Origin of the sequence: Chitinophaga rhizosphaerae (genome assembly GCF_003958645.1) — a bacterium.
GTDB lineage: Bacteria > Bacteroidota > Bacteroidia > Chitinophagales > Chitinophagaceae > Chitinophaga > Chitinophaga rhizosphaerae.
The window spans coordinates 1-18,478 of the sequence record NZ_RXLO01000001.1; the positions used below are offsets into that span (position 1 = coordinate 1).

The window sequence follows — 18,478 nt, forward strand, 5'->3', positions numbered from 1 at the left end:
ATGGTGCAAGAATACCTGGATCACCACAAGGATGACCCAGGTGCTAATGCTGAAAATTTAATGCTGGAGTAGGACTTTAGTCCGGCATACCCAAACCTCTGCACTTTCAGTGCAGAGTATTTTAGTTCCCGGTTTCCGAATGCGGTGCGTCGGTTATGCAGGAAGTCCGGGAAATAGCATGCCAGCCGTGAATCGGGGGATTATTACGCGTTGAATCCTTAATTTGCAGCCTCGTTTTAACCTCGATACCCAATATGACCGCTACGCTCGCATCTATCGAAACCAACGCATTGCATCCCGCAGGACTGCGCATCACGGGTTTGTTGCAAGACGCCGAAAGTGAAGATTATGACGGCCTTGACCTCCTTTGTAACGGAAGTGTCCGCATCAAGTACCGCCAGGCGAAACTAACGCCTAAAAAGGCCGGCAATTTCGTCGCGTTATGGAAAAGAAGCGCCTCCGGCGGAACAGCGCCTTTCACGCTTTCAGATCCCTTCGATTTCTACATGATCGCCGTACACGGCGGATCGCGCAGCGGATTTTTCATGTTCCCGCGGCAGGCGTTGGCCGGCAACGGGGTGTTGACGAACGGGCCGAAGGAGGGAAAGCGCGGCTTCCGGTTGTATCCCGGTTGGGTGGAAGCGCCTAACAGGCAAGCTTTGAATACGCAGCAATGGCAATCCGGTTACTTCGTCGATCTGGACGAAAAGGATGCTGCTGCACGGTTGCGGCGGATTATCCACATTTAGCCGCCATCCCTGAAACTTTTTTTCAAAACACCCCGTATCTGATTTGTCTACGAAATAATCTCGGATTCATTTTTTGTATTCAACATCAAATACAGCATGATTATGAAAAAAACAATGAAGATGGCCTTACTGGCAGCCGTTTTATGTATCCCTTCTTCCCTGGTTTTCGCTTCGCCCGGATTCCAAATTGAATCTTGTGTTCCGGCCTTTGACTGGTCCAAATCCGCGACCGGTACCTGGGCCGGGATGCATGAAGGGAAAATGCTGTGGTACAAGCTGGATGCCAAAGGCGGGCTTTGGCAAAGCCACGATGGTAAAAAATGGGCGGCGGAAAAGGCTGGCACATGGATGGACAAGGAAGGTAAATGGCTGAAGATCCACGAAGGCAAACTGGTTTGGAGCACGGATGGGAAAACCTGGTCCGAAGTGCCGGAATGGAAGTGGGAAGGGGCAGATGGTAAGTGGTATAAATTCGATGCCGGTTGGAAATTGTGGGTGAACGGATAAGGTAATGCGCCCTTTGCAAGTCCAGGCAAAGGGCGCAAACTTCCCTAAAACTGGCTGCGGGATTCTCCCGTATATATGCTATTCGAATTATTCAATTATCTTTTGAAGATTTTACCCAAATATACAGAGGATGAACTTGTTCAGCTGCTAAAACAGCGGGACGAGTCCGCATTCAGGTATTTGTACGATAACTATTCGCCCGCGCTTTACGGCGTCATATACAGCATCGTTCCGGAAGGGCACACGGCGCAGGATGTCTTGCAGGATAGTTTTGTAAAGATTTGGCGATTGATCGGGCAATATGAGCCTGCAAAGGGGCGGTTGTTTACATGGATGCACAATATCGCCCGTTCCGGCGCGATAGACGCAGTCCGAAGTGCGGCCTGGCGGAATGCGAGGAAAACCGAGCCTGTCCAGGATTTTCATCATTCTATCGCAGGGGCGTCCATCGAATACACGGGTTTACGGAAATCGGTGAGTAAACTGGCGGTGGAACACAGGGCATTGATAGAATTATCTTATTTTCAGGGCTATACACATGAAGAGATCGCCAAATTGGCGAAAATCCCGGCAGGGACGGTTAAAACGAGACTACGTGCGGCTATTAAGCAACTCAGGAAAATGATATCTATATTTTTATTTGCGTGAACGTATCGGCATACATACAAAGTGGGGTGATCGAAAGTTATGTACTTGGTCTTGCTACGCCAGAGGAAAGGGCGGAAGTGGATCAGTTTCGTGCGCTGTATCCTGAAGTGGAAGCTGCCATTCAACAGTGTGAGGAGAATTTGGAGACGTATTGTTTTGATCATGCCAAAGAGCTGCCGGAAAGCGACCTGTGGGGCGATCTGAAACGCAGGTTGGCCGAAGGGCTCGAAGGCGATGGTATAGAAAGCAGCGGCCCAGTGCCCGCAGTGCCGATGCCGGAAAGGAACTTTACACGCAGTACATTCAGTTGGGCGGGCGTAGCAGCTGCGGCAGCCATCTTGCTGCTGGTAAGCATTGCGGGGAATATTCTGCTGTATCAGCGATATCATCGGCTGAAGGACGACTATGCGCTGGCGGCACGCCGTAACGATTTGTTACTGGCCGGCAATGCCGCGATCCGGGATACGCTTTCACTGGTGTATTCGCAGGTCAGGTCAGTTGCTTTGCCCGGTACAAGGAAAATTCTCCTGAACGGTGTACCCGGTAAGGAAGGGGAGGTAACCGTCTACTGGAATAATAACAATCGGGATGTTTTTGTTTTTACCCAACATTTACCACCTGCGCCCAAAGGTAAACAATACCAGTTATGGGCGTTGGTCGATGGCAAACCGGTAGATGCGGGTATGCTGGAAAACTGTCCGGGCTATTGCAGGCTCAAGCCCGTCGAACGCGCCGATGCATTCGCGATTACATTGGAAAAAGAAGGCGGAAGCCCCACGCCGGATCTGACCCAGTTATATGTAATGGGCAAGGTTGCCGGGTAAAGCGGGTCCAGCGAAATAAATGTTATAGTAGAAGTTTTCGCTCTGGCGGTGTTCCACATGCGCCGCCCGGCGCATGTACAACTCGTTCGCCAGGCGATGGTGCCAATTTCAGGTGTTGCAAAAGGTTTGCTGAATAGTATGGAGTATCTATAAGAGTAATAGACAAATAAGCTATAAAAAAGCGAAACGGATGTTGCCGTTTCGCTTTTTTATTATTTGAGAATGATCTCTTCGAAATTGCGGGCCAGGCGGATCTCGATCACCGGCGCCTGCAGCACGTCTTGCGGAATGTCCATCACCAGGCCGTCTACCACGCAGGTAGTGGGCCGGAAAGGCAGGCCGTGGATGCGGAGGCGGTGATGCGTGTAATCTGCTTCAAATTTGCCCACGAATTTCTTTTTCAGCCGGAACTGTTTTTCTTCGGATACCTGTTTGAAACGCACGAGGTTGTATTGCCCCGTCTTGTAAGCGTAATGATCGCCGGCGTCTTCGTACAGGATGCTGTGGGTGATGCCTTCGCCGTAATACACCTGCAGGATCATCTCTTCCACCTTGCGCTGGCCCACCCATTCCATATCGGGGTACTGGGGCACCACGGCGCCGCCTTTTACGAAAATGGGCATTTCCGAAATGGGCGTGGGAACGGTGACGGTCTGGCCGCCGGTATGGCGCTGGTCGTTGAAGTAGTAATACCAGGTGCCTTCGGGCAGGTACACCGGTTTTTCCTGCATGCCGGGCTCGCTGACGTGGCTGATCAGGATGCTGTCTCCCAACATGAACTCGTGGTTCAGATCGTGCGTATGGGCATCGTTTTGCGCTACGAAAGCGAGGGGGCGCAGCATCGGCGTGCCATACGCTGCATATTGCCAGAAAGTGGTGTAGATGTAGGGGAGAAGGCGATATCGGAGCTGGATGAACGATTTGATCACCGCTTCATATTCCGGTCCGAAGCTCCAGGGCTCCTGGTCGAACCCGGTATCGTTGCTGGCCGAGTGGGTCCGCATGAGCGGATGGAACGCGCCCAGCTGGATCCAGCGGGTATACAGCTCGCCGCTGGGCTCGCCGATGAACCCGCCGATATCGCTGCCGGCGAAGCTTAGCCCGGAAACGGAGAGGCGTTGGCACTGTACCGACGCCAACCAGAGATGTTCCCATGTGCTCATATTGTCGCCCGTCCAAACGCTGCTCCAGCGCTGCGTGCCGGAATAGGCGGAACGGGTGATGACAAAGGGGCGCCTCGGCATGAGGTGCTTCTTCAGTCCCGCCGCGGTAGCCTTGCTCATAAGGTGGCCATACACATTGTGCGCCTTGCGGTGGCTCACGTTCTCACCGTCGTAATCGTGGCGCACGTCTTCGGGGAAAGTCCCCAGTTCGAACACCGCCGGTTCGTTCATATCGTTCCACACGCCCCTGACGCCGAAGTCGGTCAAATCCTTGAAAAGCCCTGCCCACCAATCGCGCACTTTCGGATCGGTGAAATCGGGGAACGCGCATTTGCCGGGCCATACGTCGCCCTCCATCAGCGCACCATCCGCCCGTTTGCAGGCATAGCCTTTCTGCACGAGCTCCTGGTATACGGAATATTCCGGGTCTACCTTGATCCCGGGGTCGATGATGACTACGGTTTTGAATCCGCCGTCCGACAGTTCTTTCAGCAGTTTTTTCGGGTCGGGGAAGCCTTCCTTGCTCCATGTGAAGCAGCGGAAGCCGTCCATATAGTCGATATCGAGATAGAGCGCGTCGCAAGGGATGCCGCGGTCGCGGAATTCTTTGGCGATTTCGCGTACGCGGGTGTCGGGGAAATAGCTCCAGCGGCACTGGTGGTAGCCGAGGGCCCAGAGGGGCGGCAATTCGGCCGTTCCGGTGATGCGGGCGTAGGATTCGGCGACTTTCAGCAGTTCGGGGCCGTAAATGAAGTAATAGTTCATTTCCCCGCCGCGCGCCCAGAAGCTGGACGCGTCTTCGCGCTCGCTGCCGAAATCGAACAGGGTGCGGAAGGTGTTGTCGAAAAACAATCCGTACCCGATGCCGTTGTGCAGGCCATAATAGAAGGGGATGTTCCGGTAGAGGGGATCGGTATCTTTCGCATATCCGTACGCATCCGTCCCGAAATTCTCCACTCGCTTGCCGCGGAGGTTCAGGTCGGTGGGTTTGTCGCCCAGGCCGTAGAAAGCTTCGCCTTCCTGTATGAGTTTGGTGCAATACACGATCTTCCCGCCTTTCTGCAGGTAATATTGCCAGTGGAAGCCCGTTTCGTCCTGGTTGATGATCCGGCCGTCGATGTCGGTGATGGTGATCCGGAGGTTTTCGCGGGCCACGTAGACGCGGATGGCGGTGGTGAATATTTCAAAAGACTCCTGCCATTCCCGGATATCGAAGTTTTCGGGGGATTCTTCCAGTTTATCGCTCAGGGCATAGGAGAAATCCCGCTGGAACTGCCCGTCGGCAGCATACCTGAACCTGACGATCTTGTCGGATATCACCCTGATTTCCAGTATGGTGGCTGAGGTGTAGAAGTAGAAATAGTTGCCTTCCTTTTTCCAGGATTGAATATTGTCTGGGTAGTGTTTAACCGAGTATTTACCCGAAGATGTTGCCACTTGCATCGTGCCGATCTGTTTCTTTTACTGATAAATGTCACGGCCATTTAAGGGGCCGTATTCCATCTAATATAATTAAAAATTACTTTTTCCCTGCATTTAACGGGGCATTTCCAGCTTTAACAAAAAAAATAACTGTGTTGGCGAGATTGTCCGAAATATTGCAGTGAGAAGGTTTAACTTGTAGTAAATGTACTTTTTGCTTTAACCTATTGTTCCGGTTGTGATACAATAAGCGTATTGTAACGGGCGTCCTTTCCAGGGCGCCCTTTGCATTCGGTCACATTCCCCTTACCACGGCGATCCGCCCTTTTGCGCCTGCCAGGTACACCGCTCTCCCGGTTTTGGCCCTGCGGACCGCGTGGAAACCCTCGCCCGGGAGCGCCTGCCAGGTCAGCCCGCCATCGGCCGACCAATCGGTCCCCGTGGGCCCGGTACAGATCACGATATTCCTGTCGACGTATTCCACGGCGGAACGGTACCCGCGCGGCGGCGTTTTGGGCAGCGCCCAGTTGAGCCCGCCATCGGCAGTAATAAGGCAATTTCCTTGTACGACGTCCGGTTTGACGTAATCGCCCCCCACGGCAATGCCTTGTTTATCAGTAAGAAATGCGAATGAAAATATACCGGTGGATGCCTGCCCCTGCGTGGCGGCCCATTCGGAAACCTGCCAGGTCCGCCCCTTGAGCCGGTAGAAACGGCTGTGGCTCCCCCCGGTGGCGAAAGCCACCTGTCCACCGGGCAATGCCCGCAAAGTGGTGCCGCTCGCCGCAAATATCGCTTCGGCGGAATCCGCTTTGGGCATGGGCAGGTTGTACCAGGTTTTACCGCCGTCTGGCGTAATGAGCCCTTTGAAGCTGCCGCCCAGCGGGTCTCCCGCGATAAATCCTTTCTTATCTCCCCAGAAATCCATGGCATCGAGGAACACCGCGGAATCGCTGTTGTAATAGACCTGTTCCCAGTTCTTGCCGCCGTCTTCGGTGAGCATCACCCGCCCGGGAGACGCGATGCCCATGAGCAGCGCTCTTTCCCCTGAAAAACCTTCCACGTCCCGGAAATCGACGCTGTCGCAGCCGGGAACGGTGATCCAGGTCCAGGTTTTACCGCCGTCTGTCGTACGGCCGGCCTTGCCCTGGGTGCCGGAAACCCATACCACGCTGTCGTTCACCACGCTCAACCCACGGATGCTCCCGATCGGGGCATTCACCAGCTCCTGGATCGAAGGGTCGGGTTTGGGGGCGACGGGGGCCGTCTGCGCCAGCACTGGCCGGCAAGCGATCACGGTCATCACCATCAACAGTCTGAATTTCATACTAGCTTCGTTTTCGGCAATAATAATGAAGAAAAATGCAAATTCGTTACAAAGTGCAGACGAGAATTATATATTTGCAAACCTCCTAAGACATATTCAACTGCACGATGCGATCATTTTATCAGACAAGCATCCTTATACTTTGCTTGTTCCTGGCATGCCTGGCCACTGCCTCCGCACAGGAGCGCAGCTATAATTTCGACGCCTATGGCGTTGATAACGGGCTGTCGCAGAACAGTATCGGCAGCATCATCCAGGGCCCGGAAGGGTTTCTCTGGATTTCGACGTTTGACGGTGTCAACCGGTTCGACGGGTATGTGTTCAACGAATTCCGTACCAATCCCGCCCAGGGCCGGCCGGAAAGGCCCGACGAACGCGTGGTCTACAACTCCGCCGCGCAGCTCGGCCGGGCCGTGATAAAGAGTTTCGGGCTTCACGGCACCCGTAATCACCTGTTCTACCTCGATCACGACAACCAGCTGTTCGTTGCCCACAACGCGGGTATCAGCTTTTACGACAGTTATAAAGGCACTTTCCGCCTGGTGTTCGCCGACAGCATTTACGTCAACGAAGCCGAGCGCGACTTCCTTCCCAAATTCAAGATCCTCGGGGAAGATGTGGCCACACAGTCGCTGTGGGTCTGGCGGCCCGCGAAAGGGCTCTACCAGCTGGACAGTGAAACGTTCGAGCTGAAAAAGATCATCCTCTACCCGCCGGCCTACGCGCGGGAAAATAAAATCCCGCAAACGGTGGCCATGCAGGATAATTACATCTGGATCTGTTTCGAAAACGAGCAATTGTACCGGATGGATGTGCACACCGCCCGGCTCACCACTTATTGCCTGCCCTCGCTCATCGGGAAACCCGTTATCCGCGCCCTGAGCGCCGATTCGCTGCTCGTGGTGAGCAACGGGCACGTCACCATCTTCGATACGAAGCACAACCGTTATTCAGATACGAAGTTTTCCATTTATAACGAGCTCCAGGAACCCTTCACCCCGAACGTCATCGAGCTCGACGAGCGCGGCAACGCCTGGATAGGCGGGAACAACGGCGTGCTGGTTTACAGTATCGCCAATCACGAGGTCATCAATCACATCACCAGTTTCAACGCATTCGAAACCAATTCCTTCAACAAGATCACAGCGCTGTACCGCGACCGTGGCAATAACATGTGGATCGGCACGGATGGGGATGGATTGAAAAAATATGCGCCGAACAAAAAAGTATTCAGCCTTTACCGCTCCCCGCGCATTTCGCACAATATCGTCAAAGCCGTGTACAAGCACGACGACGGGCGGTTGTACGTAGGATTGCTGCAGGACGGGCTGGATATTTACGAGAAAGGCGGCAAATACCTCAAACGGATTTCCAACGAGCTGACGCCGGGGCGCTTCCCGGCCAATAACCTTCACGCCATCTGCCGGGAAGATTACGAAAGCCTGTGGTTCCACTTCGTGCGGGGGCACATCGGGCTGTTCGACATTAAGTCCGAACGGTTCCAGGACCTGACCGGCAAAGTGCTGGCGCTCGGCTTGCCGCCGCAGCTGGTCATTTATCCCTTCGTGAACAAGCGGCCCAACGGGGAAACGTATTTCAATTACGGGGAGTACCTGCTGAAATTCAGCAGTGCGGATAAAGGGCTTTCGCCCGCCATCGTTCACCGGTTCGATAACGAGCAACTGACCTGCTTTTTCGAGGATTTCTGGGGCAACCAGTACGTAGGCACCAAAGCGTCCGTCTATTGCCGGAAATCGGAAGGCTCGAAATGGGAGAAGATACCGCTGTGGGTCAAGGACGTGGAGATCAAATCCATCAACAAGAACGCGCATAAACAGCTGCTGCTCGCCACCAACAAGGGTTTGCTGGTGCTGGACGAGGCCAGTCGCAAGCTGAAGCATTATAACAGTTACGACTACGCGGGCATGGTGAGTGATTACGTGTACGCCGTGCTGCTGGACGATAAGGATAACATGTGGATCAGCCATAACCGCGGCATCACCCACATCCGCCAGAATGGCGATAACCTCGTGACGTTCAACTTCGAAGACGGTTTGCAAAGCAACGAGTTCAATACCGGCGCGTATTTCAAATCGATGGACGGCGAACTGTTCTTCGGCGGCATCCGCGGGGTGACGGGTTTCTATCCCCGCAACTTCCGCAATAATCCCTGGATGCCGAAAGTAATCATCAAGCGGTTGGAGGTGCTCGACAAGCCTTACAAATCGGACACGGCGATTTCGCTGTTGCAAAGGGTGGAGCTGGCATATAACCAAAATACCATCGCCATCGAGTATGTGCCACTGGAATTTACCAATCCTTTGAAGAACAAGGTGCAGTACATGCTGGAAGGGGCCGACGAAGATTGGCTCATGGCCGGCAATCAGAACATGGCGCGGTATACAAACCTTGCACCCGGCACCTACCTGTTCAAGGTAAAAGCCTGCAATAACGACGAAGTCTGGAATACGGAACCCACCACGCTGCAGATCGTCATCAAAATTCCGTTCTGGCAGTCGCTCTGGTTCCGGTTCCTGCTATTGTTACTCATATTAGGTATAGCATATTATTTCTCCGCGCTGTATCTTGACTACAAGATCCGGAACGAGAAACTGAAGCTGGAAAAGGAGCAGGCGGTAGACCAGGAGCGGGCGCGCATTTCGAGCGATATGCACGACGATCTGGGGTCTGGCCTGTCGACCATCAGGCTGCTGAGCGAAATCGCGAAGCGGAAGATCAAGGATTCCGGGCAAACGAAGGAAATCGAAAGGATTTCCGAAGCGGCGGGAGAGTTGGTGGACAAGATGAGCGAGATCATCTGGGCCATGAGCTCCTCGAACGATTCGCTGGCCAACCTCATTGCGTATATGCGGAGCTTTGCGGCTGATTTCCTGGAGCATGCACATATCCAGCACCATTTCATCATCCCCGAAAGCATTCCCAACGTAAAACTGAACGGAGGTACCCGCCGCCATATCTACCTGGCCGTCAAGGAATCGCTGCACAACGTCGTGAAGCATTCACAGGCCACGGAAGTGATCATCGAAGTGAAAGTGTTCAAAAATATGACGATCATGATCAAAGACAACGGGAAAGGATTTGACCCTGAAAAGGTACGCCTGTTCGGCAACGGACTGAAAAACATCGAGAAGCGGATGCAGCAGGTAGGCGGGCAGGCCGACATCATTTCACAGAACGGGACGACAGTTTTCTTAGATATACCATTAAATTAATCTACATTTACTCTTTATAACATCTTGGTGTTATGACTTTAAATTGAAATGATGGTATATTCGAAAAAAAAGCTACAAAATAGCATGGATATCATCTCTGTGGCTATTGTTGAAGACAATCACGATATCAGGCAAGCCATGGAATTGTTGATCAATGGTTCTGAGGGATATGCGTGCATTGGAGCTTTCAACAATGCAGAAAATGCGCTTGAAAAGATTCCTCAGTTGTTACCCAATGTGGTGTTGATGGACTTTAACCTGCCGGGCATGAACGGCATTGAATGCATCGCACGCCTGAAGGGAGAATTCCCCGACATGCAGTTTATGATGCTGACTGTCTATGAAGACGACGACAAGATCTTTATGGCCCTGGAAGCAGGTGCCAGCGGTTATATCCTGAAAAAGACATCGCCCGGCGAATTGCTCGACGCCATCCGCGATTTGCATGAAGGCGGGTCGCCCATGAGCTCGCAGATCGCCAGAAGGGTGGTGGCCTATTTCCAGAAACAGGCCAAGCCGAACCCGGCGCTCGAAGCACTCACTTCCCGCGAAAAAGAAATCCTCGACCAGTTGTCCAAAGGTTTCCTCTACAAGGAAATCGCCGGCAACCTGTTCATCAGTATCGAAACCGTACGCCGCCACGTCCACAATATATATGAAAAGCTGCACGTGCGCAGCCGGACGGACGCGGTCAACAAATATTTTAACCGTTAAAGGTTAACTATTGCCATTTTTGACAGGGCCTCCCGGCACAGGGGGCCCTTTTTCTTATCCTGCTCATAAAAGTTTACCGCTTCGGCACGATCCTATTAGGAAAGATTCCCGTTTTGTCCTACATTCATCTTCAATTTCCACCTCTGTTTGAGCGCATTTGACCACGATATGGATTGGATCCGGATGAAAAGCGGCGACCTCTCCGCGTTCGAGCGCCTGTATCGCGCCCACGTCCAACCCATGATGCGCTACGGCCTCAAAATCACCGACGATCCCGCACTCGTCCAGGATTGCATCCAGGATCTGTTCGAAGAAACCTGGAAGAACCGCCAGCACCTTTCCGATACGCCTTATCCCAAATATTATCTCCTCCGCGCATTGCGCAATAAATTGTCTAAAGCCCTGTCCAAACAGTCGTTCGTCCGTAACGGCGAGTTGAACCTCGCATCCGGCGAGCTCCTTTCCGGCTATGTGGAACTGGAGATCGTGGCGCGCGAAACGGAAAACCTCAACCGCGAAACCCTCCGCCACCTGCTCGACGAGTTGCCCCGCCGCCAGCAGGAAGCCATCCACCTCCGTTTTTACCATAACGTGTCTTACGAAAACATCGCCGAGATGATGGATATGAACTATCAGTCGGTCCTCAACCTCGTTCAGCGCGCGCTGAAAGCCCTGCGCAAGGGGTTTTCGGTAAAAGTTCCCCGCCGCTGAAAAAATAATTCCTGAAAAGTGAGTATCCCGCGGGTAAATTGTCCATTACAGGATATATACGCTCCGCATGCCATCATCCGAAGACAAACTGGAATCGCTGTTGCTCGACAATCGCTTTGTGGACTGGGTACTCAACCCGGGAAGCAGGTATGCGTCGTATTGGGAGTCCTGGACTGCCGAACGCGAGGAGAACGCCGCCCTGGCCGCATGCGCCCGTGCGATGGTGCTGGAGATCGGGATGGAAGAGGAATATGGGGGAGAAGATATGCCCGCCGGAGAAGTGGACGCGCTTTTCGGAAAAATCCGGGAAGGCATCGGCGAAAGGGGACCGCACCGCATGCGCCCCCTCCGCTGGATCGCGGTTGCGGCGGCCGTCGCATTACTGGTAGCCGCCAGTGGATGGATGTTTTTCCGTGGCGAATCGAAACAACGGGAAGTAGCTGCCGTTGCCGAAGGGCGCTCGCCCGAAGTGGTACGGTTCAACGGCAACTCCGGCAGCCAGGCGCTTTTCCTGCCCGATGGCTCCAGGGTTGTGCTGGGAAAAGGCGCGCGTATCGCCTACAACCTGTTGATGGACGGCAGTAAACGCGAAGTGAAACTGACAGGGGAAGCCTTTTTCGACGTAGTCCCCAATCCGCAGCAACCATTTTATATATATACCGACAAGATGGTCGTGAAGGTGCTGGGCACCAGTTTCCGGGTGAAGGCCGGCGCGGAGGAATCCGTAGCGGTGAGCACCGGCAAGGTGTCTGTCTACCTGAAAGGCCAGGATCTGGAGCAGCGGGCGGCGAGCATCGTGATGCCGCGGCAGTTGTGCCGATACGAAGCCGCGCTACAGGAGCTGGTGACCGAAGATTTCGGCGGCAACCTGGTCCAGGAAGCAGAACTGGCCAAACTGAAAACCCTGGTGTTCGAGGAAGCGCCCCTGGCCGAAGTGCTCCGCGCTCTCGAAACGCATTACGCCATCCCCATCACATTCGACACAGACACGTTTAAAAACTGTTATATCACGCTGACGCTTGGAAATGAAAGCCTTGAGGAAATATTGAAAGTCATCACCAGGACTATCGACGCATCGTATACTTTGAGCACGTACGGCATCCGTGTAGAAGGAAATGGGTGCCAGAATGAACAATGAAATAGATTAATTAAAAACTAAACTCAGACAACCAAAATGAACGCATGAGACTGACCGGAGCAGTCCGGACGATCTGTGTCCTGCGGCCAATCCCCCGCAGCGACGGCGTTTGCCTTTAATTTAATTGCTAAATCGTTTAAGTTATGAAGAAGAGCTATTCCACATCGAGGATGCGCGCGTGCCTGTACGGTATGCTGGCCCTCGCCACCGCTTTGCCGGCCGGGGCCCGAGCAAATGCGGAACAGGGCGTGCTAGACAGAAAGCTCACCCTGTCGATCGAGCATGAAGCCTTCAGGGGCGTGCTGGAGAAGATCAGCCGCAAGGCCGACGTAAAATTCTCCTATACCCGCAACACGATCCCGGAGAAAGAAAAAGTTACTGTACGGGCGAAGGACGAAGCCCTCTCGAAAGTGTTCGACGAGCTGTTCCAGCCCTATAATATCAACTACGAAGCCATCGGCAGCCAGATCGTCCTGAAACGCCAGCGGATCGGCGCGATGGCCGGCGGCATGGAAGAGATGGACGAAGCCATCGCCGCGATGGCTTTCAAGAAAATCAGCGGCGTTGTCCGCGATGCGGTGACAAATGCCGCCATCCCTGGCGTTACGGTGATGGTGAAAGGCAGCACCAAAGGCACTTCCAGCAACGGCGACGGCCGCTTCGAATTAGATGCCAACGAGGGCGACGTCCTCGTGTGCTCGGCCATCGGCTTCAAGTCGAGGGAAGTGACCGTTACCGGGGAAAACAGTTATAACATTGCGCTGGAGACCGACGAAAAAGGGCTCGGCGAAGTAGTGGTGACGGCCCTCGGCGTGAAACGTGCGCCCCGTTCTCTCGGTTATGCCGTGCAGAACGTAAAAGGCAGTGAAATCACCATCGCACAGGCGCCCACGATCGCGCAAGGCCTCATGGGCAAAGTGGCCGGCCTCCAGATCAGCAACGCCTCCGGCGGTGTGGAAGGCGGCTCGGCACGCGTGGTGGTCCGCGGCAATACTACACTCACCGGCGATAACCGCGCCATGGTAGTGGTAGACGGCGTTCCCATCAACAACGATCCCATCAACAGGAACGGCCTCAACAGCGGTGGCGGCGGACTGGGGATTGCCAAAGGCGCAGACATTTCCAGCTACAACGACTGGGGTACCGGCCTGAATTTTATCAACCCTGAAGATATTGAAAGCGTAACCGTGCTGAAAGGCCCCGCAGCCTCCGCGCTCTACGGTTCCCGCGGCGGCAACGGCGTGGTAATGGTAACGCGTAAAAAAGGCACCCAGCGCAAGGGGTTGGGCGTGGAATATTCTTACTCCGCCCGCAAAACGCAGGTGTATGAATTCCTCGATTTCCAGAACGACTTCGGATCGGGGCTGGTAGGCTCGCTGTGGACGGCCGACCAGCAGAAACAGTTCCCCGTGAACGGCGCCGGCAAACGCTACCAGATCGGTACTTACACCGGAAGCTATGCAGCGGGCGATTACAAAACCGGTGCATACGGCATGCTGCCCTATAACAACAGCACCCAGGCCTGGGATCTCTTTTCCTTCCCCAGCGGCCTTTCCTGGGGCCCGAAGTTCGACAACCAGCCCATCCTCTGGTACGACGGTGTTGAGCGCCCGTATTCCGCGCAGCCAGACAACTGGAAGGCGTTCTTCCCCGACGGGAATGTAAACCAGCACAACGTTTCGCTGTCTGGCGGCGGCGAATACGGCACCGTCCGCGTTTCCTATACGCGAGACGACAGCAAGGCCAACATCCCCAATTCCAAATACAATACGAACACGTTCAACCTCGGTTCCAGCATCAAGGTGAGCAAGATTTTGACGGCGGATGTGACCGCCAGCTACATCAGCTACTACCGTTTGAATACACCGCCGATCGGTTCCGGCAACTACCTCGCGGGGATGAGCTACGCCGCCACGCGCGATTACCGGCCCGATGTCGACAAGATGAACAACTTTACGCCGCAGGGCGCGCGCAGGGACGTGGGCAACTCCAGCAACTTCCCCGCCGGATCGCCCGCATATCCTTTCTATTCCTACATGACGAACGCCTGGTGGAACATCGAAAAGAACAACACCGAGCTGCGCCGCAACCAGCTGCTGGGCGGTATCCGCCTCACGGCCAACCTGACCGACTGGCTCACGCTGACCGGCCAGGGCAGCATCGATAATTCCAACGACGCTACCGAAATACGGGAATATCCGAAAAATATCCAGGGGACTGAAGGCGCCTATCGCGAAGCCAATTCCCAGAACCTCAGCCGCAACCTCACTGCCATGGCCCGCATTCATAAAGAGGGGCTGGGCAACGGGGATTTCAACGCGAGCCTGACCGGTGGTGTGGAGCAATTCTACCGGAAAGACTATACGGTGAGCGCCTCCACCAAAGGATTACTGCTCAGTCCGTTCGTATTCGCCCTGAAAAACGGTTCCGAAGTGCCCGACGCGCCGAACGAGCTCCGTTACCAGCAAAAGATCAACTCCACGTTCGGGTTCCTCGACCTGTCGTTCCGCAATTATCTCTATTTGCAGATCACGGCGCGTAACGACTGGTCTTCGACCCTCGCCAAAGAATTCAACTCCTACTTCTATCCTTCAGCCAACCTTAGCTACGTATTCTCCGACGGCATCCCCGCCATCCGGGAATCGATGCCCTGGCTGAGCTTCGGCAAACTGAGCCTTTCCTACGCCGAAACGGGCAGCGGCACCACGCCTTTCAGCATCCACAACCTGCTGACCGTAAACAATATCAACGGACAGGCTTCGCAAACGTTCCAGTCGGCTTTGAAACTTCCTGACGTGAAGCCCCAACGCAGCCGCCAGTTCGAACTGGGCCTGCAGCTCGGGTTCCTGGAAAACAGGCTGAACGTGGAACTGACTGCTTACACGATGAAAACGTACGACCAGATCCTCGAGGGTACGCTGCCGCAGTCGGCCGGCTTTACTTCCGTGGTGCTGAACCGCGGTTCCCTTGGGAACAAGGGGCTGGAACTGGTGATCAACGCAACACCCGTGCGGACGAAAGATTTCTCCTGGACGATCGGCCTGAACGCGGCGCATAACAGCAATAAAGTACTGGCGCTGGATGAAGGGGTGGATAACCTCGGCATCGGTAACTTTTTCGGCGGAAGCGGTGTTTCCACCCGCCTGAAAGTGGGCGAAAGCTATGGTACGCTGTATGGGAAGGATTTCACATACCTGAACGGCAAGAAAGTGCTGAAAAGGGCCGTGAACCCGCAATCGCAGCTGCCTTTGACCTACACGGTGAACGGTACCACCTACTATGCCGGTACGCAATGGGTATTGACGCCTTCCGAAGTGCCTATCGGCGATGTTACCCCGAAACTGACCGGCGGTATTTCCAACACGTTCCGTTATAAGGATTTCTCCCTGTATGTGCTGGCCGACGCCAAGATCGGCGGCGATACCTACTTCGGTACCTACGCCGCGGCGATGGGCAACGGCCTGTTGCAGGAAACCGTGAAGGAACGCAATGGCGGCGGTGCGCCGCTGGTGTACCCCGACGGTACGCAATCCAACACCGGGATCGTTTTCGACGGGGTGTTTGCAGACGGGAAACAGAATACCGACGTGGTGGCGGCTCCCTGGTATTACCTCATGACTTACACTTCCTGGAACCACCTCGGCGTGCCGCGTTCCGCTTCCGTGTTCGAGAATTCGTGGATGAAGCTGCGCGAAACGGCGCTGACGTATCAACTGCCCTACAATGTAGTGCGGAAAACGAAAGTACTCCAGGGTTTGAGCGTGTCGCTCATCGGCCGCGACCTGTTCTACATTTTCACCACCATTCCGAAAGGGCTGAACCCCGAAGGCGTGAACGGCATCGGGAACCAGCAGGGTATCGAATATTCTTCCATGCCGCGGATCCGCTCCTTCGGTTTCACCGTGAAAGCATCCCTCTAATCTCAAAACGAAAAGCACATGAAAAGCATCATATATAGTTTGCTGGCCTGCGGGCTCCTGATCGGGGGCGGTTCTTGCAGGAAGGGGTTCGAAGATCTGAACAGACCTTACAGCGACGCAGACGAAAGCAGGATCAATATCCCAGGGTTGTATAACGGACTGGTGGAATCGTTCACCAAATATGGCGACGATGCGCTCAACGTGAGCCTCCTGTATCCCATCACCAATCAACAGGCCTATCAAAATACCCTTGCGCCGTACGTGAACTATGCCGGCGGTTTCTGGGGGAATTATTATCCCGCGCTGCACAACTACCGCGCGCTCATCCGGCTCATCGACCAGCAGCCGGATGCGGCTTCCTTCTCCAACGTACGCCATATGGCCACCATTCTGCTGGCTTCCCGTACGCTGCGGATGGTCGATTACTACGGGGACATCCCTTATAGCAAAGCCGTGAGCGCGGCAGACGGGCCGGCGTTCTTCCGCGTGCCGTACGACAAGCAGGCGGATATCTACAAAAGCGTGCTGGCCGACCTGAAAACCGCTACGGACGGGCTTACCACCGCAGCCGGTCAAACCAGCATCGGTGCGTCGGAAAGCTTCCTGAAGAATGATGTCGACGCCTGGCGCAAGTTCGGCAACGCCCTGCGCCTGCGGTACGCGGTGCGGTTGTACAATAAGGAAAACGCACTGTCCAGCCAGATCATTACGGATATCATCGGCGGCAACAAGCCCTTGCCGAATAACCAGAACGTAGCGGCTACCGATATCTGGAAAGACAATTTCGGCCTCTGGCCAAATAACTTCTCGAACGCCGGGACCTTCGCTGCGCTCGACGCGAAGTGGAATTCCTACGCCGAACTGTCTATTTCCAACATGCGGATGAGCAGCAACGTGTGGCAGCAGATGTCGTCCAGCAACGACTCCAGCGGAGCCGGTATTTTCGACCCGCGCTGCAAGGTGTTCTATATGACCAGCAACCGCGACAAATGGGCGCCTCAGCCGCAAGACGGATCGCAGCCCGAAGGCGGAAGGCCGTATGAAGGAGGGATGACGGTGCGCCGGCCCATTGGTACCGACATCGCCAATAAATTCTCCTGCGTGAACCTGTACATGGCGGCAGACCGCGTTTACCAGCCCATCCTCATCATTACCGAAGCCGACGTCCATTTGCTGAAAGCGGAGATTTACCAGCGCGGTATGGGCGTTGCGAAGGATATCGTGAAAGCGAAAGCCGAGTACGAAGCCGGTTTGCGCTCGTCCGTAGAATTCTGGTACGGTTATGCGAACAATTCCCCGTTCTGGGGCACCAAGCCCACTGCGCCGACCGCGCTGCAGATGACGGCGTTCCTGACCAACCCGAAAGTCCTGTACAATGGATTGAACGATGCCGACGCATTGCGCAAGATCGCCACGCAGGCATGGCTGGCCACGTTGTTCCAACCCTGGGAAGCCTGGGCGATCGTAAGGAGGACCGGCCTCACGCCCAAAGACCCGAACTATGCGCCGAGTGTGGTGAACAAACTGCCTTACCCGGACGATGAAAATATCAATAACCATGAAAACTGGCAAGCGGCAACCGGCGGCGCGAGCCCTGGCCAGCAGGTATTGCAAAAAATCTACTGGATGCCTTAATTGAGCAACCCGGTCGAATATGGAGCACTGACAGGCCGTCTGCATTTGCAGGCGGCCTTTTTTTCTTATCGGGCGGAAAAAAGATGCGAAACCATTAACGAGGAAATGAAATTTTTCCGATATTAGTATTGATAAAGCGTATAATTCACGCTTTATTTTTGCCGGTTGAATGCAAACGATTGCACTGAATGGGTGAAATCCGGCGACAGAAGAGATTCCACGGGATGAGAACGATGTCTTTTCCCCATCGTAACATCCGCTTCCACGATACCGCTCCCCCGGGAGGGCAAGCCTCGCCTTGCCGTTCAGTTCCGGCGGCACGCAGCGGCACGTCTGCAGTTCACACGTAATGCCTTGCGGTAAACGCATGCGCCTAACGCTATGACTGTATGACCAATTACGCACATATCAGTTTTCCACGTTGCAGATGCAGGAGCCCCGCAGCTCCGGCAAACCTTCTTATGCCCGCAGGGCAGTTTCCTTCCCA

General features: G+C 54.5%; 12 protein-coding genes. 10 read left to right on the top strand and 2 right to left on the bottom strand.

The window, feature by feature from the left end; all coding sequences use genetic code 11:
* The first annotated feature begins 254 nt into the window (after positions 1–254).
* From EJ361_RS00005 to EJ361_RS00020, 4 genes are all read left to right on the top strand, one after another.
* On the top strand, positions 255–749 hold the full coding sequence (locus EJ361_RS00005; RefSeq protein ID WP_126243294.1) for a MepB family protein: 495 nt from the start codon (positions 255–257) through the stop codon (positions 747–749).
* A 102-nt stretch (positions 750–851) separates the two neighbouring features.
* The gene (locus EJ361_RS00010; protein WP_126243295.1) at positions 852–1,256 is read left to right on the top strand and encodes a hypothetical protein; all 405 of its coding nucleotides are present in this window, start codon (positions 852–854) and stop codon (positions 1,254–1,256) included.
* 75 nt (positions 1,257–1,331) lie between these two features.
* On the top strand, positions 1,332–1,904 hold the full coding sequence (locus EJ361_RS00015) for an RNA polymerase sigma factor (protein WP_126243296.1): 573 nt from the start codon (positions 1,332–1,334) through the stop codon (positions 1,902–1,904).
* The gene (locus EJ361_RS00020) at positions 1,901–2,728 is read left to right on the top strand and encodes an anti-sigma factor (protein WP_164714014.1); all 828 of its coding nucleotides are present in this window, start codon (positions 1,901–1,903) and stop codon (positions 2,726–2,728) included. The genes EJ361_RS00015 and EJ361_RS00020 overlap by 4 nt, the downstream gene beginning before the upstream one ends.
* 212 nt (positions 2,729–2,940) lie before the next feature.
* On the opposite strand, the gene EJ361_RS00025 is transcribed toward EJ361_RS00020, so the two are convergent.
* Together EJ361_RS00025 and EJ361_RS00030 are read right to left on the bottom strand one after the other, a co-directional pair.
* Positions 2,941–5,334 (bottom strand): glycoside hydrolase family 31 protein, encoded by a 2,394-nt coding sequence (locus EJ361_RS00025; protein WP_126243298.1) that lies wholly within the window; start codon positions 5,332–5,334, stop codon positions 2,941–2,943.
* Between the two features lie 274 nt (positions 5,335–5,608).
* Positions 5,609–6,640 carry a WD40/YVTN/BNR-like repeat-containing protein gene (locus tag EJ361_RS00030; RefSeq protein ID WP_126243299.1) on the bottom strand — a complete coding sequence of 344 codons (1,032 nt, stop codon included), beginning with the start codon at positions 6,638–6,640 and terminating at the stop codon, positions 5,609–5,611.
* Positions 6,641–6,747: 107 nt separating this feature from the next.
* Between EJ361_RS00030 and EJ361_RS00035 the strand changes: the two genes are divergently transcribed.
* The 6 genes from EJ361_RS00035 to EJ361_RS00060 all read left to right on the top strand — a co-directional run bounded on the left by EJ361_RS00035 (position 6,748) and on the right by EJ361_RS00060 (position 17,991).
* Complete coding sequence (locus EJ361_RS00035; RefSeq protein WP_126243300.1) at positions 6,748–9,873, top strand: ligand-binding sensor domain-containing protein; 3,126 nt, start codon at positions 6,748–6,750, stop codon at positions 9,871–9,873.
* Between the two features lie 84 nt (positions 9,874–9,957).
* Entirely contained in the window at positions 9,958–10,587 is a 630-nt protein-coding gene (locus EJ361_RS00040; RefSeq protein WP_240646501.1) for a response regulator transcription factor, read from the top strand.
* Positions 10,588–10,755: 168 nt separating this feature from the next.
* Positions 10,756–11,298 (top strand): RNA polymerase sigma factor, encoded by a 543-nt coding sequence (locus EJ361_RS00045; RefSeq protein WP_126243302.1) that lies wholly within the window; start codon positions 10,756–10,758, stop codon positions 11,296–11,298.
* A 67-nt stretch (positions 11,299–11,365) separates the two neighbouring features.
* Positions 11,366–12,436: a FecR family protein gene (locus EJ361_RS00050; RefSeq protein WP_126243303.1), complete on the top strand. Its 1,071-nt coding sequence runs from the start codon at positions 11,366–11,368 to the stop codon at positions 12,434–12,436.
* 143 nt (positions 12,437–12,579) lie between these two features.
* Entirely contained in the window at positions 12,580–16,356 is a 3,777-nt protein-coding gene (locus EJ361_RS00055) for a SusC/RagA family TonB-linked outer membrane protein (RefSeq protein ID WP_126243304.1), read from the top strand.
* 18 nt (positions 16,357–16,374) lie between these two features.
* On the top strand, positions 16,375–17,991 hold the full coding sequence (locus tag EJ361_RS00060) for a SusD/RagB family nutrient-binding outer membrane lipoprotein (RefSeq protein ID WP_126243305.1): 1,617 nt from the start codon (positions 16,375–16,377) through the stop codon (positions 17,989–17,991).
* Positions 17,992–18,478: the final 487 nt, after the last annotated feature.